Source organism: Leifsonia shinshuensis, assembly GCF_013410375.1.
Classification (GTDB): Bacteria; Actinomycetota; Actinomycetes; order Actinomycetales; family Microbacteriaceae; genus Leifsonia; species Leifsonia shinshuensis.
In genome coordinates this window covers 2,646,980-2,667,160 of sequence record NZ_JACCFL010000001.1, presented here as the reverse complement: position 1 = coordinate 2,667,160, position 20,181 = coordinate 2,646,980, and the positions used below count along the sequence as shown (strand labels likewise).

Sequence of the window (20,181 nt, the reverse complement as noted above, 5' to 3'; positions counted from 1 at the left end):
GCATGACGGACCTGACCCGGCTCTCCGCCGCCGCCCTCGCCGACCTGCTCGCCGCGCGCGAGGTCTCCTCGGTGGAGGCCACCCGCGCCCACCTCGACCGCATCGAGTCGGTCGACGCCGATGTGCACGCCTTCCTGCACGTGGCGGGCGAGAACGCCGTGCGCACCGCCGCCGAGATCGACGGCCGCCGGGCCGCGGGCGACCCGCTCGGCCCGCTCGCCGGCGTCCCCGTCGCGATCAAGGACGTGCTCGCCACCCACGACATGCCGTCGACCTCCGGGTCGCGCATCCTCGAGGGCTGGATCCCGCCGTACGACGCCACGGTCGTCCGCAAGCTGCGCGAGGCCGACCTGGTGCCGCTCGGCAAGACCAACATGGACGAGTTCGCGATGGGCTCCTCCACCGAGCACTCGGCGTACGGCCCCACCCGCAACCCGTGGGACCTGGAGCGCATCCCCGGCGGCTCCGGCGGCGGTTCGGCCGCGGCCGTCGCGGCCTTCGAGGCGCCCTTCGCGCTCGGCTCCGACACCGGAGGCTCGATCCGCCAGCCTGCCGCCGTCACCGGCTCGGTGGGCGTCAAGCCGACCTACGGCGGCGTCAGCCGCTACGGCGCCATCGCGTTGGCGAGCTCGCTGGACCAGGTCGGCCCGGTCTCGCGTAGCGTGCTCGACGCGGGCCTGCTGCATGACGTCATCGCCGGGCACGACCCGTTCGACTCCACCTCGCTGACCGACACCTGGCCGTCGATGGCGGAGGCCGCGCGTGCGGGCTTGCGCGACGGCGCTCTGAAGGGCGTGCGCGTCGGCGTCGTCCGCGAGCTGAACGGCGAAGGCTTCCAGGCCGGCGTCAAGCAGCGCTTCGTCGAAGCCCTGGCCCTGCTGGAGGGCGCGGGCGCCGAGATCGTCGAGGTCGAGGCCCCGAGCTTCGAGTACGCGGTCGCCGCCTACTACCTGATCCTCCCCGCCGAGGCCTCCAGCAACCTGGCCCGCTTCGACTCGGTGCGCTTCGGCCTCCGGGTGAACCCCGAGGACGGCCCCGTCACCGTCGAGCGCGTGATGGCCGCGACCCGCGACGCCGGTTTCGGCCCCGAGGTCAAGCGCCGCATCATCCTCGGCACCTACGCGCTGAGCGCCGGCTACTACGACGCCTACTACGGCTCGGCCCAGAAGGTCCGCACCCTCATCCAGCGCGACTTCTCGGCCGCGTTCGAGAAGGTGGATGTGCTGGTCAGCCCCAGCGCGCCGACCACGGCGTTCAAGTTCGGCGAGAAGCTGGCCGACCCGATGGCGATGTACCTCAACGACATCACGACCATCCCGGCGAACCTCGCGGGCGTGCCCGGCATGGGCCTCCCGATCGGCCTCGCGCCGGAGGACGGCCTCCCCGTCGGCATCCAGCTGATGACGCCGGCCCGCGCCGACGCCCGGCTGTACACGATCGGCGCCGCCCTGGAGCGGCTCCTGGAGGAGCAGTGGGGCGGCAGCCTGCTGAGCCAGGCGCCCGATCTGAGCGCCACCGAGATGTTCGCGAGCGAGGAGGGAGCGGTCTGATGGCCAAGGCTGACCTGATGGATTACGACAAGGCCCTCGAGCTGTTCGAGCCGGTGCTCGGCTTCGAGGTGCACGTCGAGTTGAACACCGCCACCAAGATGTTCTGCGGCTGCGCGAACGAGTTCGGCTCCGGCGCGAACACGAACACCTGCCCGACCTGCCTCGGCCTCCCCGGCGGCCTCCCGCAGGTCAACGAGAAGGCGATCGAGTCGAGCATCCGCCTGGGCCTCGCGCTCGGCTGCGACATCGCCGAGTCGAGCCGGTTCGCGCGGAAGAACTATTTCTACCCGGACCTGGCGAAGGACTTCCAGACCTCGCAGTACGACGAGCCGATCGCGCACGACGGCGTCGTGACGATCGAGCTGGAGAACGGCCGCGAACTGCGCATCGAGATCGAGCGCGCGCACATGGAGGAGGACGCCGGCAAGCTGACGCACGTCGGCGGCGCCACCGGCCGCATCCAGGGCGCCGACTACTCGCTGGTCGACTTCAACCGCGGCGGTGTGCCCCTGGTCGAGATCGTCACCAAGATGATCGAGGGCGCGGAGGCCGACGCTCCGGAGGTCGGCCGCACCTACGTGCGCGCCATCCGCGACCTGGTGAAGGCGCTCGGCGTCTCCAACGCGCGCATGGAGGAGGGCAACGTCCGCTGCGACGCGAACGTCTCGCTCCGCCGTCGCGGCTCGTCCGAGCTCGGCACCCGCACCGAGACCAAGAACGTGAACTCGCTGCGCTCGATCGAGCGCGCGGTCCGCTACGAGATCCAGCGCCAGGCGGCGATCCTCGACGCCGGCGGCACGATCACGCAGGAGACCCGGCACTGGCACGAGGACACCGGCACCACCTCCGCCGGCCGCCCGAAGTCGGACGCCGACGACTACCGGTACTTCCCGGAGCCCGACCTCGTCCCCGTCGCGCCGAGCCGCGAGTGGGTCGAGGAGCTGCGCGGCACCCTCCCGGAGGCGCCCGCCGCCCGCCGTAAGCGCCTGACCGCCGAGTGGGGCTTCACCGCGTTGGAGTTCCAGGACGTCGACAACGCCGAGCTGCTGGACGAGCTGGAGGCGACCATCGCCGCAGGCGCGACTCCGGCCGCCGCCCGCAAGTGGTGGACCGGCGAGATCGCGCGTCTCGCGAACGCACAGGGCGTCCCGGCCAGCACGCTGGTCAGTCCGCAGCACGTCGCCGAGCTGGCCGGCCTGGTGGACGCCGGCACCCTCACCGACCGCCTGGCCCGCCAGGTGCTGGAGGGCGTCATCGCCGGCGAGGGCGCGCCGCAGGAGGTCGTGGACGCCCGCGGGCTCGCGGTCGTCTCCGACGACGGCGCGCTGATCGCGGCGATCGACGAGGCGCTGGCGGCGCAGCCGGACGTGCTGGAGAAGATCCGCGACGGCAAGGTCCAGGCCGCGGGCGCGGTCATCGGCGCCGTCATGAAGGCGATGAAGGGCCAGGCGGACGCCGCACGCGTGCGCGAGCTGGTGCTGGAGCGCGCCTCCCAGTGAGCGGCGCCGAGCGCACGACGTCGATCGAAAGGGTCACGGACGCGAGCGCCGCAGCCACGGCTGCGGCGCTCGCGCCCGTCCTGATCGACACCGTCGAGTCGGGTGCGAGCGTCGGCTGGATCGAGCCGCCCACGCCCGACGAGGCGCTGCGCTGGTGGGGCGCGTTCTTCGCCGACCCGGACACCGAGACGTGGGTCGCCCGCGACGGCGACCGCGCCCTCGGCACGATCACCCTCGTGCGCGCGGCCAAGCGCAACGGCCCGCACCGCGCCGAGGTGGTCAAGCTCATGGTGCACCGGGACGCCAGAGGCCGCGGCATCGCGCCCGCGCTGATGGCCGCGCTGGAGGAGCACGCCGCCGCGAACGGGATCACCCTGCTCGTCCTCGACACCGAGACCGGCAGCCTCGCCGAGTCGCTGTACACCCGCTGGGGCTGGCAGACCGTCGGCGGCATCCCGGACTACGCCGTGCGCCCCTCCGGCGCCCTCGGCGGCACCACCATCATGTACAAGCGCCTCGCCGCCGCGCGCGATTCGTGACGAATGTCGCGAATCCCAGCGCCAGAACGCATATTCGTCACGAATCGCGGAATCGCGATTCGTCACGAATGTGGCGTATCGCGCCGCCGGAGTCGACATTCGGCACGAATCGTCAAGCGCGCTAGCGTAGGCGCATGGGCGTCTTCACTCTCGGCGGGCTGACCACGGCCCCGGCCTCCTCCCGCACCGACCTGCTGGCCCCGGCCACCCTCGCGACGCTGACGGAGCTCGGCTGGCTCGACGAGGTCGGCGTCGTGGAGATCGACCCCGACGTGTCCGACACCGCCGCCACGCAGGAGCAGTTCGGCCTGGAGGCCGACACCCTCGCCAACTGCGTCGTCGTCGGCGGCAAGCGCGAGGGCGTCGAGCGCATCGCCGCCTGCGTCGTGCTCGCCACCACCCGCGCCGACGTCAACAACACCGTCAAGCGGCTGCTCGACGTCCGCAAGGCGTCGTTCCTGCCGATGGAGCGCGCCGTCGAACTGACCGGGATGGAGTACGGCGGCATCACGCCCATCGGGCTCCCCGCGGAGTGGCCGCTGCTGGTCGACTCCCGCGTCGTGGCCGACGGCGTCGTCGTCATCATCGGGTCCGGAGTGCGCCGGTCCAAGATCCTGCTGCCCGGCCGCCTGCTGGGCGACCTCCCGTCCGCGCAGGTGATCGACGGGCTGGGCCAGGAGCTGCCGCCGCGATGACCGGAGCCGGCGTCGACCGCCTTTTCGGACCGGTGCGCTCGCACCTGATCGAGACGCTGTCCGGGCGCTCCGACCGCGTCCCGAGCTGGGTGCTGCGGCTGGAGGACGGCGACGACGAGGGCTTCTTCCCGGCCGGCGGGGCGGCGTGGACGGTGCACGGTGGGATGCCGACGCTCGTCGCCGGCGTCCGCGCCCTGCTGCTCCAGGCCCTGCACCCCGGCGCCCTCGCGGGCGTGCGCGACCACTCGCGCTACCGCGAGGACCCGCTCGGCCGGCTGGCGGGCACCATCCAGTGGATCCACACGGTCACCTTCGGCAGCCGCGGGCAGGCGATCGCCGGCTCCGACCTGGTCAAGACGCTGCACGAGCGGGTGCGCGGCAGCTACGTCGACGGGCACGGCGTCACCCGGCCCTACACGGCGAACGACCCGGACCTCGCGGAGTGGGTACACCTGGCCTTCACCGACGCGTTCCTCACCGCGCACGAGCGCTGGGGGTCGCCCATCCCGGGCGGCGCGGACGGCTACGTCGGCGAGTGGGCGACCGCGGCGGAGCTGATGGGCGTCGGCGACCCGCCGCGCACGGCCGCGGAGCTGCGCGCCCGCATCGACGCGGTCACCGACGCGGGGGAATTGCGCGGCGGTCCGGAGGTGGAGGAGATCGTGCGCTTCATCCGGCGCGCCCCGCTGCGGAGCACGCTGCGGCCGTCGTACCGCGTGCTGTTCCGCGCGGCGGTCTCCACGCTGGAGCCGCGGCACCGCGCCCTGCTTGGACTGCCGGTGCGGGATCGGCTGCCGGTCGCCCGGGCGACCGCCCTGGTGCTCGGCGGCGCGCAGGTCCTGCTGGGGCCGCAGACGCAGGCGGAGCTCGCCGCCAGACGGCGGCTGGCGCGGCTCGCGGGGAACCCGGCGGCCTGACCGAACCCGCCTCGCCGGCGCGCCGTCTGAGAGAACGTGCAGTCACGCAACGCGTTCCGGGAGCTACGCTGTGGCCGGTGGCCCGCTCACCGGTGAGCGGACCCGAGTCACCGGAGGTTGCCATGACATCCACGAACTCATCCGCGACGGACGAAGCAGGCAGGAAGGGCCTCAAGAGCGGCGCGCTCGGGCTCGTGTCCGGCGTGGTCGTCGGCGTCGCGTCCACCGCGCCGGCCTACAGCCTCGCCGCCAGCCTCGGCTTCATCGTGGTCGGCGGGACGCTCGCCGCCGGCGTCAAAGCGCCCGGCATCGTGTTGCTCGCCTTCATCCCGATGTACTTCATCGCCGTCGCCTACCAGGAGCTGAACAAGGCCGAGCCGGACTGCGGCACGACCTTCACCTGGGCGGCGCGCGCGTTCGGCCCGATCACCGGGTGGATGGGCGGCTGGGGCATCATCATCGCCGACGTGATCGTGATGTCCAACCTGGCGCAGATCGCCGGCCAGTACTCCTACACGTTCGTCGGCGGCTTCGGGTTACCCGGTGTTGCGGCCCTCGCCAACAACAACGTCGCCGTGACCATCGCCGGCCTGGTCTGGATCGCCCTGATGACGTGGATCTGCTACCGCGGCATCGAGGTGTCCGCGCGGCTGCAGTACTTCCTGCTCGGCTTCGAGGTCGTCATCCTGATCTTCTTCGCCGTGTTCGCGCTGGTGAAGGTGTACACCGGCAACGCCGAGCCGTACTCGCTGATCCCGCAGTGGTCCTGGTTCAACCCGTTCACCCTCGATTTCGGACAGACCATCGCGCCGGCGCTGCTGACCGCGATCTTCATCTACTGGGGCTGGGACACCGCGGTCTCCATCAACGAGGAGACCAAGAACCCGGACAAGACCCCGGGCCGCGCCGCGATCATCAGCACGCTGCTGCTGCTCGGCACCTACGCGATCGTGACCGTCGCGACGGTCGCGTTCGCGGGCGTCGGCACGAAGGGCATCGGGCTGGCGAACCCGGCGAACTCCGGCGACGTCTTCTCGGCGATCGGGCCGACGCTGTTCGGCAGCGGGCCGATCGGGGCGATCCTGATGACGCTGCTCGGCTTCTCGATCCTGACCTCCGCGTCGGCGTCCACCCAGACCACCATCCTGCCGACCGCGCGCACGACGCTGTCGATGGCGGTCTACAAGGCGATCCCGGAGAAGTTCGCCCGCATCCACCCGAGGTTCCTGACGCCGACCTGGTCGACGATCGGCATGGGCCTGGTCTCGGCGGCCTTCTACCTGATCTTCACGGCGATCAACGTCACCCTCCTCACTGCGCTGATCGGCTCGATCGGCCTGATGATCGCGTTCTACTACGGGCTGACCGGGTTCGCGTGCGTCTGGTACTACCACCGGACGCTGTTCACGAGCTTCCGGCACGCGATCATGCGCGGGCTGTTCCCGCTGCTCGGCGGGCTGATGCTGCTGGCGGTGTTCATCTACGGCGTGATCCAGTTCGCGAGGGTGGACTGGCTGCAAGACGCCAACGGCAAGAACGTGACCATCTTCGGGATCGGCGCCGAGGCGGTCGTGGGCGTCGGCGGCATCCTGATCGGCGTCGTGCTGATGATCGTCTGGCGGATCATCCGGCCCGACTACTTCAAGGGCCGCACGCTGCCGCGGCAGAGCGACGACATCATCCTGGAGCCGGTCCTCGTCGGCGACGAGCTGCCGTTCGGGACGGCGGCGGCCCGCATCCCGGCGACGGTCATCGCGCCCGACTTCTCCAACCTGCCGGAGGGGCAGACGGCGATCAACGCGGAGACGCTCGAAGAGGTCGACGAGCCGTCGGACCTCCCGCCGGCCGACCCTGATCTCCCGCGGAAGGGGAGCGAGTGAACGACCGCAGCCGAACCGTCCACTGGCAGGACCCGGCGCCGGGCGTCGCCGCCATGCCGACGATGAGCGGCCTGGAGTACCTGCAGAAGATGATCGCGGGCGAGCTGCCGGCGCCGCCCATCGCGAACCTGATGGGCATGACGCTGACGGAGGCCGAGCTCGGCAGGGCGGTGTTCGTCTGCGAGCCCGACGAGTCGCACTACAACCCGATCGGGACGGTCCACGGCGGCCTGGTCTGCACGCTCCTCGACTCGGCGATCGGCTGCGCCGTGCATTCGACGCTCGCGCAGGGGCAGGGCTACACGTCCATCGAGATCAAGGTCAACTACCTGCGGCCGGTGTTCGCGAGCAGCGGCGCGCTCACCGCCAGCGCCACGGTGACCAAGCCGGGCAACCGGGTGGCGTTCGCGGACGGGGTGGTCACCGACGGGAGCGGGAAGACGGTCGCCACGGCGACGGGGTCGCTGCTCGTGTTTCCCATCGGCTGAATCGGCCCATCGGCTGACGCGCGTCAGGCGCCCGCAGCCTCCCGCTGCGCCACGAGCTGGTCGCGGACCTTGCGGCGGATGACCTTGCCGACGATGCTGCGCGGCAGCTCGTCCACCTGCACCACGTGCTTCGGCACCTTGTACGCCGTCAGGCAGTCCCGCCCGTAGGCGCGGATGGCCTCCTCGTCGAACGACGCGCCCGGCTCCATCACGACGGCGGCGACCACGTCCTCGCCGCCGCGGCGGTGCGGGAGGCCGACCACGGCGACGTCGGCGACCCCCTCGAAGCTGCGCAGCGCGTCCTCCACCTCGGTCGGGGAGACGTTGAAGCCGCCGGTGACGATGAGCTCCTTGATGCGGTCCACGATGCGGACGAAGCCGTCCTCGTCCATCGTGACGATGTCGCCGGTGCGGAACCAGCCGTCGGGGGTGAGCACCTTGGCCGACTCGTCGGCGTTGCGCCAGTAGCCCGAGAACACCTGCGGACCGCGGGCGAGCAGCTCGCCCTCCTCGCCGAACGGCCGGTCGGCCGTCGGGTCGTCCGGGTCGGCGACGCGCAGCTCGGTGCCCGGCAGCGCGAGGCCGACCGTGCCGGGCTTGCGGGTCGCGCCGACCGGGTTCGCCATCAGCACGGGGGCGCACTCGGAGAGGCCGTAGCCCTCCACCAGGTAGCCGCCGGTCTTGGACTCCCAGAGGTCGACGATGCTCTGCGGGAGGCTCATCGCGCCGGAGATCGCGATGTCGATGCCGGAGAGCGAGACCCGGCGCTTCTCCGCCGCCTGCACGAGACGCTCGTAGATCGGCGGGACGGCGGGCAGGAAGGTCGCCGGGCGCTTCTTCACGACGTCCAGCACCAGGTCGGGGTCGAACTTGGGGAACAGGACCAGCCGCGACCCCATGCTCATCGCGAAGGTCAGGCAGAGCGTGAGCCCGTAGGCGTGGAACAGCGGCAGCACCGCGTAGACGACCGAGCTGCCGCGCTCGATCGTCGGCACCCACGCCCGCGCCTGCGCCGCGTTGACGGCGAGGTTGAGGTGGCTGAGCATGACGCCCTTCGGACGCCCCGTCGTGCCGCTGGTGTACTGGATGAGCGCGAGGTCGTCGCGCTCCGGGCGTGGGACGGAGGCCTTCAGCCGGCGCGACGAGACGAGCGTCTCCCACGGGACGGTGCCGGACGCTTTGGCGGTGAGCTGCTCGCGGGCCTTGCGGGCGGCGGGGATCGGCAGGCGGAGGGCGAAGCGCTTGCTCGCGGGCATCCCGCGGGTGATGTCCACGGAGATGACCGTGGCGACGCCGAGGTCGGCGGGCAGCTCCTGCACCATCGGCGCGACCTTGTCCCAGACGATCGCCACGGTCGCGCCGTGGTCCTCGAACTGGTGGCGCAGCTCGCGCGGAGTGTAGAGCGGGTTGTGCTCGACGACGACGGCGCCGAGCCGGAGCGCCGCATAGAACGCCACCACGTGCTGCGGGCAGTTCGGCAGCACGAGCGCGACCCGGTCGCCCTTGCGGACGCCGCGCTTGCGCAGGCCCTCGGCGGCGCGCGCGATCTGGTCGCCGAGCTCCGCGTAGGTCGTCGTCGCGCCGAAGAACTCCAGCGCGACGTGCTTCCCGTAGGTCGCGACCGAGTCGTCGATCAGGTGGGCGAGGGAACCCTCCGGCAGCTCGATGTCGGCGGGGACGTCCGGCGCATAGGCGGAGACCCAGGGGCGATCGCTGTAACCAGTCACGGGACGAGCCTATTGGGCCGCCGTCAGCGCGTGCACGGCCTCCTCGATCGGGACGTCGCCGGAGATGACCTCCCAGGTGCGGCCGATCGTGGCGGGCTCGGTCAGGCAGACGGCGATCAGCCGCGCGACGTCCTCGCGCGGGATGGTGCCGCGCGGCACGCTCTCGCCGAGCTGGATCGCGCCGGTGCCCTCGTCGAAGGTCAGGCCGCCCGGACGGAGGATGGTCCAGTCGAGTCCCGAGGCGCGGAGCGCCTCGTCGGCCTCCCGCTTGGCCTCGACGTACGCGCGCCACTGCGGGTCGGCGTCCTCGGCCACCGGGGCGTCGACGCCCCAGGCGCTCACCTGGACGAAGCGCCGGATGCCCGCGGAGGCCGCCGCCTCGGCGGACTTCACGGAGCCCGCATAGTCGACGGTGCGCTTGCGTGCGACCCCGGAGCCCGCCCCGGCGCCCGCGGTGAAGACGACGGCGTCGCAGCCGACGATGGCCTTGGCGATGGCGCCGGAGTCGGCCTGCTCGATGTCGAGCACGTGCCCCTCTCCGCCCAGGCGGTAGACGTCCTCGGCGTGCTCGTCGCTGCGGACGATGCCGACGAACTCGTCCCCCCGGTCGTAGAGCACCCGCATGAGCTGCTGGGCGACTTTTCCGTGGGCACCGACGATCGCGATTCGACTCATGCCCCCATCTTGCTCCTGTTCGGGCCCGCTCCGCTCACGGCGAACGTGCGAGCGGCCCGGCGGGAGGATGCGTTACCGTCGTCCACATGGCCGGTCTGCTGGAGTTCGTGGCGCGTCTCTTCGCGCCCGGCACCGGCCTGTCGGTGCTCTGGCACACGGTGTCGCCCTCCGCCACCTGGTCCGGGGGCGCGTCCGGACTCGTCGCCCTCGCCGGTCTCGCCGGAGCGATCGGGCTCGTCGCGGTCGCCGCCGCGGCGGTCGTGCGCTCGGTCGCCGCGCTCGCGGCCTCCCTGCGGGCCCGCGCCGTCTGGTCGAGCCCGCTGCAGCCCGCCGCCGGCTGGCTCCTGCAGAGCCAGTCCGACCCGGACGCCGACGGCCGTCCGCGCCCGAGAGCTCCGGGCATTTCCCTGCCGGCCGCGTAGCCGGGCGTTTCCATCGCCCCCTGCGCGGCCAGACGACGTCTTCGTTCGTTTCCGACAGCAGGGACACCACCCATGGACTTCTTCTCGTGGCCGCCGATCGCGGCCGTCCTCGACGCGGCCTACGGCCTCGTCACCGCCCTCTCCGCCGCCGCAGAGCCCGTCGCGGGCGCGGCCGCCGGCATCGTGGCGATCGTCGTCTTGACGATGATCGTCCGCGCCCTCCTCCTCCCCGTCGGCGTCAGCCAGGTGCGCGCCGAGTACACCCGCCGCCGGCTCGCCCCGGCCCTCGCCGAACTGCAGCGGAGGCACGGGAAGGACCGCGAGCTCCTCACTCGCAAGACGATGGAGCTCTACCAGGCCGAGCGCACCTCCCCGTTCGCCGGGATGCTGCCGCTGCTGGCGCAGCTCCCCGTGATCTCGCTGGTATACGCGCTGTTCACGCACGCGACGATCGCCGGGCACGCCAACGCGCTGCTGGGGGAGCACGTGCTCGGCGCGCCGCTCGGCACCAGCTTCGTCGGCCTGGCCGGCGCCGCCCCGGTGTGGCCGGCCTTCCTGGTCTACGCGGGCGTCCTTGTGCTCATCGCGGCGGTGACCACCGTGTCGCGGCGCGTGCTGGCGTTGCCCCAGCCGGACGGCAGCCCAGCGCCCACCGGCGTGATCCGGGCGCTGTCGTTCCTGCCGTACGTCACCGTGGTCTTCGCCGCGTTCGTGCCGCTGGCCGCCGCCGTGTACATTCTGACCACGACGGCCTGGACCGTCGTCGAGCGCGCGACCCTGCGCCGCCTGCTCGACCCGAACCGGGGGAGGACCGAGCCATCGACATCGCACTGAAGCCCGTCCCGACGCTGACCACCGAGCGGCTGACGCTCGTCCCGCTCGGCCCCGGGCATTTCGAGGGCACCTGGGCATCCCTGCACGAGCCAGAGGTGATGCGCCTGACCGGGACGCACGCGACGTTCACCGAGGATCAGATCCGGGAGTGGCTGGCCGGGCTCGCGGCGCTGGACGGGCGGGCCGACTGGGCCATCCTGCGCACGGCCGACGGCGTCCACCTCGGCGAGGCCGTCCTCAACGACCTGGACGCGGACAACCGCTCGGTGGGCTTCCGGATCATGCTCGGTTCGCCGCAGTGGTTCGGCAGCGGGTACGGCACTGAGGCCACCCGGGCGGTGCTGGAGCACGCCTTCGGCACGGCCGGCCTGCACCGCGTCGAACTGGAGGTGTTCGCCTTCAACCCGCGCGCGCAGCGCGCCTACGAGAAGGCCGGGTTCGTCGTCGAAGGCCGCAGGCGCGAGGCGCTGCACTGGGACGGCGAGTGGGTGGACGCGATCGTGATGGGATGCTTGAGTCATGTGGAAGCGTGATCGTCCCCGTTCCCGGCCGCTGCGCGACCCGCGCGAGGCGATGCCGGGCCTCGGCGTCGGCGTGCAGGTGTACGTGGTGGAGCAGGAGCCGCCGTCGTCCGACGACTGGCCGGGCGAGCCGACCGGCGTCATCATCGCGTCCGGCGACCGCAGCCTGCGCCACGTGTCCCTGCCGAACGACGGCTTCACGACCTGGGTGGTGGCGTTCAGCGAGCCCCAGCTGCGCCGCGACGGGAGCGGGCCGTACGAGACCGCGGTCATCCCGTCCGCGCTCCTGGTGGCGGCCGAGCCGGCGGAGGCCTGAGCGGTGCTCGGGGTCGGCCTGATCCGCGGCATCAACGTGGGAGGCAACGCGCGCGTCGCGAAGGCCGACCTCGCCGCCGCGTTCGAGGCGGCCGGCTTCGAGGACGTGGTCACACTGCTGCAGAGCGGCAACGTCGTGTTCCGGTCGTCCGGCGCGCCGACCGCTGAACAGGCGCAAGCGGTCGCGGCCGCGCTGGCGCAGTCGTCCGCGGTCGACGCCGGCGTGGTCCTGCTCGCGGAGGAGCGCTTCCGCCGGATCGCCGCGGACAACCCGCTGCTCGACGTCTCGGACGACGACTCCCGGCTGGTCGTGACCTTCCTCGACCACGACCTGCCCGACGGCGTCCGCGCGCCGGACGACGCGGAGCTCGCCCCCGAGGTCGTCCGCCTGGGCGACCGCGCCGTCTACCAGTGGAGCCCCCTCGGCGTCTCGAAATCGGTGCTTCCCGCCGCGTTCTGGCGCAGCCTCGGCCCGGTCGCCACCGGCCGCAACCAGCGCACCGTCGCCCGCATCCTCGCCGAGCTCGACCGGCGCGGCTGAACCGCGTCCGCGGCCGCCGGGGCTGGGCCGAGAACGCACTCCTGCGTGTCACCCCCTGCTCTTACAATGACGGCATGTTCGTCGAGGGCACACTTCGATGGCAGGTCACCGAGGACTGTCCCTGGGACCTGCTCATCGCGCTCGCCCTCCGCGACCTGGCCGGCCTCGACAACGCGCTGGAGCCTGCGCTGCCGCGGGTCGCTCCCGCCGTGGCGCCCGTGCTGCGGGGCGCGCCGCAGCGGGGCGGGGGAGCCGCGACGCTCGCCGCCCGCGAGGTGCTGCAGACCCAGTGGCGCGCGCTCTTCGACCGGGCGGCCGACCGGGAGCGCCGTCCGATCGGCGGCCCGCTGCTGCAGCCTCCGCACTTCGCCGCGCTGGACCGCGCGCTGGAGCTGCAGGATGTCGTGCTCGCGCTGCACGACACGGCCGCCGAGTGGGCGCGCGAGCGCCGCGCGGAGTACGCCAGGGCGAGCATCGAGCACCACGCGGCGCGCGCCGCCGACATCGTGGACGTCGTCCACGAGCGGGAGCACGATCTGCGACGCCAGGCCGGCTACTTCCGGCTGGACATCGACGTGCTCCCGCTCGCGGAGCGCGGCGCCTGGATCGTCGGGCCGCACACGGTGGTGGTCAGCAGCTCGCTGCGCGACGACTCGGGAGCGTTCCGCGAGTGGTTCCGCCCGCTGGTCGCCGCGCTGGTCTGACGCGGCGGCTAGGCCACGCGGCTCGCGGGCGAGACGGTCTCCGCCGGGTCGGTCACCGCGACATCGCCGACGGCCTCGTCGATCCGGGCCAGGACATCGCCGCTCAGCCGCACGCCGGCCGCCGCCGCGTTGGAGGCCACCTGCTCCGGGCGCGAGGCGCCCACGATCGCGCCGGACACGTTCGGGTTCTGCAACACCCACGCGACCGCGAGCTGCGCCATGGTGAGGCCGAGCTCGTCGGCGATCGGCTTGAGGCGCTGCACGGAGCTGAGCACGTCGTCGCGCAGGAAGTCCTTGATCGCGTTCGCGCCGCCCTTCTCGTCGGCGGCACGGCTGCCCTCCGGCAGCGGCGCGCCGGGCAGGTACTTGCCGGTGAGCACGCCCTGCGCGACCGGCGACCAGACGATCTGCGAGATCCCGAGCTCCGCGGAGGCCGGGACGACCTGCTTCTCGATCACGCGCCACAGCATCGAGTACTGCGGCTGGTTCGAGATCAGCTGGAAGCCGAGCTGCTTCGCGAGCGCGTGGCCGGCGCGCAGCTGGTCGCCCGTCCACTCGCTGACGCCGATGTAGAGCGCCTTGCCCTGGCGGACGACGTCGGCGAACGCCTGCATCGTCTCCTCGAGCGGCGTCTCGTAGTCGAACCGGTGGGCCTGGTAGAGGTCGACGTAGTCGGTGCCGAGCCGGGTCAGCGAGCCCTCGATGGACTCGAGGATGTGCTTGCGCGAGAGCCCGGTGTCGTTGTGGCCCTTCGGGCCGGTCGGCCAGTAGACCTTGGTGAAGATCTCCAGGGACTGGCGGCGCTGGCCCTTCAGCGCGTCGCCGAGCACCTGCTCGGCGGCCGTGTTCGCGTACGCGTCCGCGGTGTCGAAGGTGCTGATGCCCGCGTCGAGGGCGGCGTGGACGCACTGCGTCGCCGTCTCGTTCTCCACCTGGGAGGCGTGGGTGAGCCAGTTGCCGTAGATGATCTCCGAGATCTTGAGACCGCTGTCGCCGAGGTATCTGAATTCCATGGCTCCACGCTAGTCCCGCACTCCGGCCGGCGCGGTCCGGATGTCGTGGCCGGATGGGAGGATTGGAGCATGGGCAGGGCGGACGGCAGCGACCGGCGGGTGACGACCGCCGACGTCGACGACGCCGACGCCACGATCCTGCACGTCGACATGGACGCCTTCTTCGCCTCCGTCGAGTTGCTCGACCGCCCGGACGCGCGCGGCAAGCCCGCGATCGTCGGCCACGCCGGCGGCCGCGGGGTCGTCACCAGCGCCACGTACGAGGCGCGCCGCTTCGGCGTGCGCAGCGCCATGCCGGTCTCCCAGGCGCTGCGGCTGTGCCCGACCGCGATCATCCTGCCGCCGCACTACGAGAAGTACACCGAGTACTCCGGCAAAGTGATGGACATCTTCCACGAGGTGACGCCGCTGGTGGAGCCGCTGAGCATCGACGAGGCGTTCCTCGACGTCGCCGGCGCCCGGCGGCTGCTCGGCTCGCCGCGCCGCATCGCCGAGCTGATCCGCTCGCGGGTGCGCGAGGAGACCGGCCTCACCTGCTCGGTCGGCGTCGCCGGCACGAAGTTCATGGCCAAACTCGCCTCCGGCCACGCCAAGCCCGACGGCCTGCTCGTCATCCCTCCCGCCGAGACGGTGGCCTACCTCCGGCCGCTGCCGGTCGGCGCGCTCTGGGGCGTCGGCGCCAGCACGCAGGCCTCCCTGGAGCGGATGGGCATGCGGACGGTCGCCGACCTCGCCGACGCACCGCTGACCGTCTTGCAGCGCGCGGTGGGCGACGCGACGGCGCACCGGCTGCACGAGCTCGCCAACGGGCGCGACCCGCGGCGCATCGTGACGGCGTCCCGTGAGAAGAGCATCGGGCACGAGAACACCTTCTCGGTCGACGTGGAGGACGCCGACACGCTGCGCCGCGAGCTGCTGCGGCTCTCCGGCCGGGTGGGCGAGCGCCTGCGCAAGCACGGGATGGTGGGCCGCACCATAGCGATCAAGGTGCGGTTCTCCGACTTCCGCACCATCACCCGCTCCCGCACCCTCGCGGAGCCGACCAACGTCGGCCGTCGGCTGTTCGAAGAGGCCTGGGACGTCTTCGAGGCGCTCGACCTCCACCTGAAGGACACCCCGATCCGCCTGATCGGCGTGCGGGCCGAGCAACTCGCCGACGCGGGCGGCGACGCGCTCGCGCTCTGGGACCCGGACGAGGAGTGGCGGGAGGCCGAGCGGACGCTCGACGCGGTGAGCGCGCGGTTCGGGCGCGGCACCATCGGGCCCGCCTCGCTGGTGAGGAGGTCGCGCGACGCCGAGCAGGCCGAGCGCGACGGACGCAACCCGCGCTGGCTGAGCGACTGACGCGCAGCCGCCCGAAGCGGAACCGCCCTGGTCACGGCAGGGACCGCCGGGTACGGTGAACCCATGACGAACCTCAGCCTCAAGCTCGCCGAGACGATGAGCTCCTCCGGAATCAAGTCGGTCTACGGCGAGCCGATCGTCGTCGACGGCACCACGATCGTCCCCGTCGCCGCGGTGCAGTTCGGCTTCGGCGCCGGCGAAGGCCCGGGCGAAGAGTCCGCGCCGGGCGGAGCGGGCGGCGGCGGCGTCGCCGTCCCGTTCGGGGCGTACATCAGCGACGAGACCGGCGTGCGGTTCCGGCCGAACCTGATCACGCTGCTCGCGGTGGCGATCCCGTTCGTCTGGGTGACCGGACACGCCTGGGCACGCGTCATCCGCGCCCTCAAGCGGTAACGCGGCAGCCGCGGACCTCGCAGTCGGTCTACAATGAACTCCTGAACACGGGAGTCCGGTGAGCCGGGCTGAGAGGAAGCTTCTCCAAGTTTCGACCGTCGAACCTGATCTGGGTCATGCCAGCGCAGGGAGGCCATCTCACATCCCGTGCCCTCATTTCTGAACAGAAAGGGCACGAACAGTGCACGCAACCATTTCGTCCGTCTCCGCGCCGTCCAAGCGCGTCCTCCGCTGGCGGGTCGTCGACATCGTCGTCGCCAGCGTCGTCGCCGTCGCCGCCGGCGTCGTCTTCTGGGTCTGGGGTCAGGCCTACAACCCGATCTCCGGGCCGGTGACCGCGGTCCTGCCCGGCTTCCAGGGCATCCTGAACGGCCCCTGGCTGTTCGCCGGGGTGCTCGTCGCGCTCATTGTCCGCAAGCCCGGCGCCGCGCTCTACGGCGAGGTCGTCGCGGCCGTCGTCTCCATGCTGATCGGCACCCAGTGGGGCTTCGCCACGCTGCTGTCCGGCGTGGTGCAGGGCCTCGGCGCCGAGATCGTCTTCGCGCTGTTCCTCTACGCCCGCTGGAACCTGGTGACCGCGCTGATCGCGGGCGCGGGCACCGGCATCGCCGAGTCGATCCTCGACCTGCTGTACTCCTACCCCGGCGCCAAGCCGGAGTTCGCGATCGTCTACACGATCACGACGACCGTCTCCGGCATCCTCGTCGCCGGCCTCGGCTCGTGGCTGCTGGTCAAGGCCCTGGCCCGCACCGGCGCACTCAACCGCTTCGCCGCGGGCCGCGAGGTGACGGGACGGGTCTAGGGGCGACCGGGTGGCTGTGATGCCCGAGTCGTCCTCGGCCGCCCCGCCGGCCCCGGTCGCCGTCCACGCGCGCGACTGGGGCTGGCGGCACGCCGGCCGCACGGCCTGGGCGGTCCGCGGACTGGACCTGCGGATCGAGCCGGGGGAGCGGGTGCTGCTGCTCGGCGCGTCGGGCGCGGGCAAGTCGACGCTGCTCGCCGGGCTCGCCGGCGTGCTCGGCGGGGACGACGACGGCGAGGCGGAGGGCGACCTCCGCGTCGACGGCCATGCCCCCGCGGAGGCCCGCGGCCGGTCCGGGCTGCTGCTGCAGGACCCGGACGCGCAGGTCATCCTCGCGCGCGTCGGGGACGATGTGGCGTTCGCCTGCGAGAACCTCGGCGTGCCGCGGGACGAGCTGTGGTCACGCGTGCGCTGGTCGCTGGACGCCGTGGGGCTCGACCTCCCGCTCGACCGGTCGACCGCTCAGCTCTCGGGCGGTCAGAAGCAGCGGCTCGCGCTGGCGGGGCTGCTCGCGATGCGCCCCGGCCTGCTGCTGCTGGACGAACCGACGGCGAACCTCGACCCCGACGGCGCCGCGGAGGTCCGCGACGCGGTCGGCGCCGTGCTCGCCCGCACGGGCGCGACCTTGATCGTCGTGGAGCACCGGATCGCCGTGTGGCGCGACCTCGTGGACCGGGTGATCGTGCTGGACGCCGCGGGCGGCGTGCTCGCCGACGGGGCTCCCGAGGCCGTGCTGGCCGACACGGCGGGACGCCTGCGGGAGGCGGGCGTCTGGCTTCCCGATGAGCCCGTCCCCGCCGGCCGTCCGGTCGCGCCGGGTGACCCGCTCCTGGAGGCGCGGTCGCTCGCGGTCGGGCGGGCGCCGCTCTTCTCCGGCCGCCGCGCACGCCGGCGCCGTGCACGCGGAGACGCGGAGGCCGACCTGCTCGCCCACGCCCTCCCGTTCCGTTCCGACGTCGCGATCGCGGAGGGCTCCGCTGTGGCCCTGACCGGGCCGAGCGGCGTCGGCAAGTCCACGCTCGCGCTGACGCTGGGCGGCCTGCTGCCGTCGCTGGGCGGGACCCTGACGGCAGAGCCCGCGCTCGCGCTGACGCTGGGCGGCCTGCTGCCGTCGCTGGGCGGGACCCTGACGGCAGAGCCCGCGCTCGCGCGCGGGGCGGCCCCTGATCCCGCAGCCTGGCGCTCCCGCGAGCTGCTGACCCGGATCGGCACCGTCTTCCAGAACCCCGAGCACCAGTTCCTCGCCTCCACCGTGCGCGACGAGCTCGCCGCCGGACCGCGCGCGCTCGGCCTCGCACAGGCGGAGATCGCCGCCCGCCTCGACCTGCTCATGGACGCGCTCGGCCTGTCGGCGCTCGCGGGGGCGAACCCGTTCACGCTGTCCGGCGGCCAGAAGCGCCGGCTCTCGGTCGCCACTGCGCTGGCGACCCGCCCGCGGCTGCTCGTGCTCGACGAGCCCACCTACGGCCAGGACGCCATCACCTGGCGCCGGCTGGTCGCGCTGATCGCCGGGCTCCGCGACGAGGGCCACGCCGTGGTCGCCGCCACCCACGACGCCGAGTTCGCCGCGGCGATCGGCGCGGACGAGCTGCGGCTCACGGCTCTGCGGGAGGCCGCGGCATGAGCATCGCGGAACCTGTGCGCAGCGGCCCGCTCGCCACCCTCAACCCGGTGTCCAAGCTCGGCGCCGCCCTGATCGTCACGGCGGTCCTCCTGGTCTCGATCGACCCGGTGTCGGCCGGCGTCGCGCTCGGCCTGGAGCTCGTGCTGCTGTGCTTCGCCGCCATCCCGGCTCGCGTGCTGCTCGCGCGCACCGCCCCCGTGCTGATCGCGGCGCCGCTCGCGGGCCTCACGACCGTGCTCTACGGCCGGACCAGCGGAACCGTCCACCTGCACTGGTGGGCGATCGAGGTCAGCGACGGCTCGCTGCAGCTCGGCCTCGCGACGCTGCTGCGCGTGCTCGCCATCGGCCTGCCCGCCGTCCTGCTGTTCGTCACCATCGACCCCACGGACCTCGCCGACGGGCTGGCCCAGCTCCTCCGGCTGCCCGCGCGGTTCGTCCTCGGCGGCCTCGCCGGGCTGCGGCTGGTGGGGCTGTTCATCGACGACTGGCGCGCCCTCACCCTGGCACGGCGAGCGCGCGGCGTGGCGGAGTCCGGGGCGCTGCGCCGCTTCCTCGGCCAGTCCTTCTCGCTGTTCGTCCTCTCGATCCGCCGCGGCTCGAAGCTCGCCACCGCGATGGAAGCCCGCGGCTTCGGCGCGCCGGTGGCCCGCACCTGGGCGCGGCCCTCGGTCTTCCGCGGCCGGGACTGGGCGGCGCTGGCCGTGGCGCTCCTGGTAGCAGGTACGGCCGCGGCCGTCGCGATCGCCGTGGGGAGCTGGAATGTCCTCGGCTCCTGAGACGCAGCCCGCGCTGCCCGGGCTGCCTGCGCTCCTGACCGCCGTCGCGCAGGCGGTGGACGCCGCGGGCACGCGCACCCCGGTCGTGCTGATCGACGGCCCGAGCGGCGCGGGAAAGAGCTCCCTCGCCGACCTGCTCGTCCGGCACTGGCCCGGGCCTGTCGCGCCGCGCCTGGTTCGGATGGACGACCTCTACCCGGGCTGGGACGGCCTCCTCAGCGCGAGCGCCGCACTGGCGCGCGACCTCCTCGAACCGCTCGCCACGACCGGCCGCGGGCGCTGGCGGCGCTGGGACTGGGCGCACGACCGCCCGGCGGAGTGGCACGAGCTCTCCGGTCCGGCGCCGCTGATCGTCGAGGGCTGCGGGACGCTGGCGGCGGCGAACGTCCGGCGCGCGCACCTCGCGGTCTGGCTCGACGCCGACGACACGCTCCGCAAGACGCGGGCGCTCGGCCGCGACGGCGCGACCTTCGCCTCGCACTGGGACCAGTGGCAGGCCGAGTTCGAGCAGTACCTCGCGCGCGAGACGCCGCGCGAGCGCGCCGATCTGGTCCTGGACGTCACCGACTGGCCGATCGGCTCTCCACCGCGGTATGCGTCGGGGGCTACGGTGGTGCCATGAGCGAGACACCCCACTCCGATCCGGAATACATCGTCGAATACGCCGACGGCCCCCTCGTCGGCACGGCGGAGCGGCGCTACCTGATCGGCGGGAAGGTCGACGAGCGGATCAGCGCGGTCGCCGCGGTCGAGGGCCTCGAGTCGCTGTTCTGGTACGTCGCAGGCGAGGAGCGCACCATCAACGGCGAGCGCTACGTCTCGTACCATTTCGACGCTCCGGACAGCGACCCGGTCGAGGCGGAGAAGGACGAGGAGTCGCTCTAGCGGCTCAGCACGGTGCCCCGGGAGTCGGCGACTCCCG

The 20,181-nt window shown here is 72.8% G+C and carries 23 protein-coding genes and 1 riboswitch; of the genes, 20 read left to right on the top strand and 3 right to left on the bottom strand.

The window, feature by feature from the left end:
• Nucleotides 1–2 precede the first annotated feature (2 nt).
• The 7 genes from gatA (at nt 3) to HNR13_RS12920 (ending at nt 7,568) form a co-directional block, all read left to right on the top strand.
• Complete coding sequence (gene gatA, locus HNR13_RS12950; protein ID WP_179606342.1) at nt 3–1,550, top strand: Asp-tRNA(Asn)/Glu-tRNA(Gln) amidotransferase subunit GatA; 1,548 nt, start codon at nt 3–5, stop codon at nt 1,548–1,550.
• A complete protein-coding gene (gene gatB, locus HNR13_RS12945; RefSeq protein ID WP_179606340.1) occupies nt 1,550–3,049 on the top strand; it encodes an Asp-tRNA(Asn)/Glu-tRNA(Gln) amidotransferase subunit GatB in 1,500 nt (499 codons plus the stop codon). Before gatA ends, gatB begins: the two co-directional genes overlap by 1 nt.
• On the top strand, nt 3,046–3,588 hold the full coding sequence (locus tag HNR13_RS12940) for a GNAT family N-acetyltransferase (RefSeq protein WP_343063546.1): 543 nt from the start codon (nt 3,046–3,048) through the stop codon (nt 3,586–3,588). The genes gatB and HNR13_RS12940 overlap by 4 nt, the downstream gene beginning before the upstream one ends.
• A gap of 134 nt (nt 3,589–3,722) precedes the next feature.
• On the top strand, nt 3,723–4,283 hold the full coding sequence (locus HNR13_RS12935; RefSeq protein ID WP_179606338.1) for a YbaK/EbsC family protein: 561 nt from the start codon (nt 3,723–3,725) through the stop codon (nt 4,281–4,283).
• A complete protein-coding gene (locus HNR13_RS12930; protein WP_179606336.1) occupies nt 4,280–5,200 on the top strand; it encodes an oxygenase MpaB family protein in 921 nt (306 codons plus the stop codon). Before HNR13_RS12935 ends, HNR13_RS12930 begins: the two co-directional genes overlap by 4 nt.
• Nucleotides 5,201–5,322: 122 nt before the next feature.
• Nucleotides 5,323–7,080, top strand: coding sequence for an APC family permease (locus HNR13_RS12925; protein WP_179606334.1), 1,758 nt, complete (start codon nt 5,323–5,325; stop codon nt 7,078–7,080).
• Nucleotides 7,081–7,133: 53 nt separating this feature from the next.
• Nucleotides 7,134–7,568: a PaaI family thioesterase gene (locus HNR13_RS12920; RefSeq protein WP_179609449.1), complete on the top strand. Its 435-nt coding sequence runs from the start codon at nt 7,134–7,136 to the stop codon at nt 7,566–7,568.
• A gap of 23 nt (nt 7,569–7,591) precedes the next feature.
• Here the strand turns inward: HNR13_RS12920 and HNR13_RS12915 are convergent, their stop codons facing one another.
• Nucleotides 7,592–9,295, bottom strand: a complete 1,704-nt coding sequence (locus HNR13_RS12915) for a long-chain-fatty-acid--CoA ligase (protein ID WP_179606332.1) — start codon at nt 9,293–9,295, stop codon at nt 7,592–7,594.
• Between the two features lie 9 nt (nt 9,296–9,304).
• A complete protein-coding gene (locus tag HNR13_RS12910; protein ID WP_179606330.1) occupies nt 9,305–9,970 on the bottom strand; it encodes an SDR family oxidoreductase in 666 nt (221 codons plus the stop codon).
• Between the two features lie 86 nt (nt 9,971–10,056).
• Between HNR13_RS12910 and HNR13_RS12905 the strand changes: the two genes are divergently transcribed.
• From HNR13_RS12905 to HNR13_RS12880, 6 genes are all read left to right on the top strand, one after another.
• On the top strand, nt 10,057–10,392 hold the full coding sequence (locus HNR13_RS12905) for a DUF6412 domain-containing protein (protein WP_179606328.1): 336 nt from the start codon (nt 10,057–10,059) through the stop codon (nt 10,390–10,392).
• A gap of 72 nt (nt 10,393–10,464) precedes the next feature.
• Entirely contained in the window at nt 10,465–11,226 is a 762-nt protein-coding gene (locus tag HNR13_RS12900) for a YidC/Oxa1 family membrane protein insertase (protein ID WP_179606326.1), read from the top strand.
• Entirely contained in the window at nt 11,211–11,759 is a 549-nt protein-coding gene (locus HNR13_RS12895; RefSeq protein WP_179609447.1) for a GNAT family N-acetyltransferase, read from the top strand. The genes HNR13_RS12900 and HNR13_RS12895 overlap by 16 nt, the downstream gene beginning before the upstream one ends.
• Entirely contained in the window at nt 11,746–12,063 is a 318-nt protein-coding gene (locus HNR13_RS12890; RefSeq protein ID WP_246312758.1) for a hypothetical protein, read from the top strand. Before HNR13_RS12895 ends, HNR13_RS12890 begins: the two co-directional genes overlap by 14 nt.
• A 3-nt stretch (nt 12,064–12,066) precedes the next feature.
• A complete protein-coding gene (locus HNR13_RS12885) occupies nt 12,067–12,603 on the top strand; it encodes a DUF1697 domain-containing protein (protein ID WP_179606324.1) in 537 nt (178 codons plus the stop codon).
• Nucleotides 12,604–12,677: 74 nt separating this feature from the next.
• Nucleotides 12,678–13,307 (top strand): hypothetical protein, encoded by a 630-nt coding sequence (locus HNR13_RS12880; protein ID WP_179606322.1) that lies wholly within the window; start codon nt 12,678–12,680, stop codon nt 13,305–13,307.
• Between the two features lie 8 nt (nt 13,308–13,315).
• On the opposite strand, the gene HNR13_RS12875 is transcribed toward HNR13_RS12880, so the two are convergent.
• On the bottom strand, nt 13,316–14,320 hold the full coding sequence (locus tag HNR13_RS12875) for an aldo/keto reductase family protein (RefSeq protein WP_179606320.1): 1,005 nt from the start codon (nt 14,318–14,320) through the stop codon (nt 13,316–13,318).
• A 69-nt stretch (nt 14,321–14,389) separates the two neighbouring features.
• On the opposite strand from HNR13_RS12875, the gene HNR13_RS12870 reads away from it, so the two are divergent.
• From HNR13_RS12870 to HNR13_RS12840, 7 genes are all read left to right on the top strand, one after another.
• Nucleotides 14,390–15,664, top strand: a complete 1,275-nt coding sequence (locus tag HNR13_RS12870; RefSeq protein ID WP_179606318.1) for a DNA polymerase IV — start codon at nt 14,390–14,392, stop codon at nt 15,662–15,664.
• Nucleotides 15,665–15,727: 63 nt separating this feature from the next.
• Nucleotides 15,728–16,057: a GerW family sporulation protein gene (locus HNR13_RS12865; protein WP_179606316.1), complete on the top strand. Its 330-nt coding sequence runs from the start codon at nt 15,728–15,730 to the stop codon at nt 16,055–16,057.
• 37 nt (nt 16,058–16,094) lie between these two features.
• Nucleotides 16,095–16,205, top strand: a riboswitch (TPP riboswitch).
• A 33-nt stretch (nt 16,206–16,238) separates the two neighbouring features.
• Complete coding sequence (locus HNR13_RS12860; RefSeq protein WP_179606314.1) at nt 16,239–16,859, top strand: ECF transporter S component; 621 nt, start codon at nt 16,239–16,241, stop codon at nt 16,857–16,859.
• A 19-nt stretch (nt 16,860–16,878) separates the two neighbouring features.
• Nucleotides 16,879–18,483: an ABC transporter ATP-binding protein gene (locus tag HNR13_RS12855; protein ID WP_179609443.1), complete on the top strand. Its 1,605-nt coding sequence runs from the start codon at nt 16,879–16,881 to the stop codon at nt 18,481–18,483.
• Nucleotides 18,480–19,259, top strand: coding sequence for an energy-coupling factor transporter transmembrane component T family protein (locus HNR13_RS12850; protein ID WP_179606312.1), 780 nt, complete (start codon nt 18,480–18,482; stop codon nt 19,257–19,259). The genes HNR13_RS12855 and HNR13_RS12850 overlap by 4 nt, the downstream gene beginning before the upstream one ends.
• Complete coding sequence (locus HNR13_RS12845; protein WP_179606310.1) at nt 19,243–19,881, top strand: nucleoside/nucleotide kinase family protein; 639 nt, start codon at nt 19,243–19,245, stop codon at nt 19,879–19,881. Before HNR13_RS12850 ends, HNR13_RS12845 begins: the two co-directional genes overlap by 17 nt.
• Nucleotides 19,878–20,144 carry a hypothetical protein gene (locus HNR13_RS12840; RefSeq protein WP_179606308.1) on the top strand — a complete coding sequence of 89 codons (267 nt, stop codon included), beginning with the start codon at nt 19,878–19,880 and terminating at the stop codon, nt 20,142–20,144. Before HNR13_RS12845 ends, HNR13_RS12840 begins: the two co-directional genes overlap by 4 nt.
• Nucleotides 20,145–20,181: the final 37 nt, after the last annotated feature.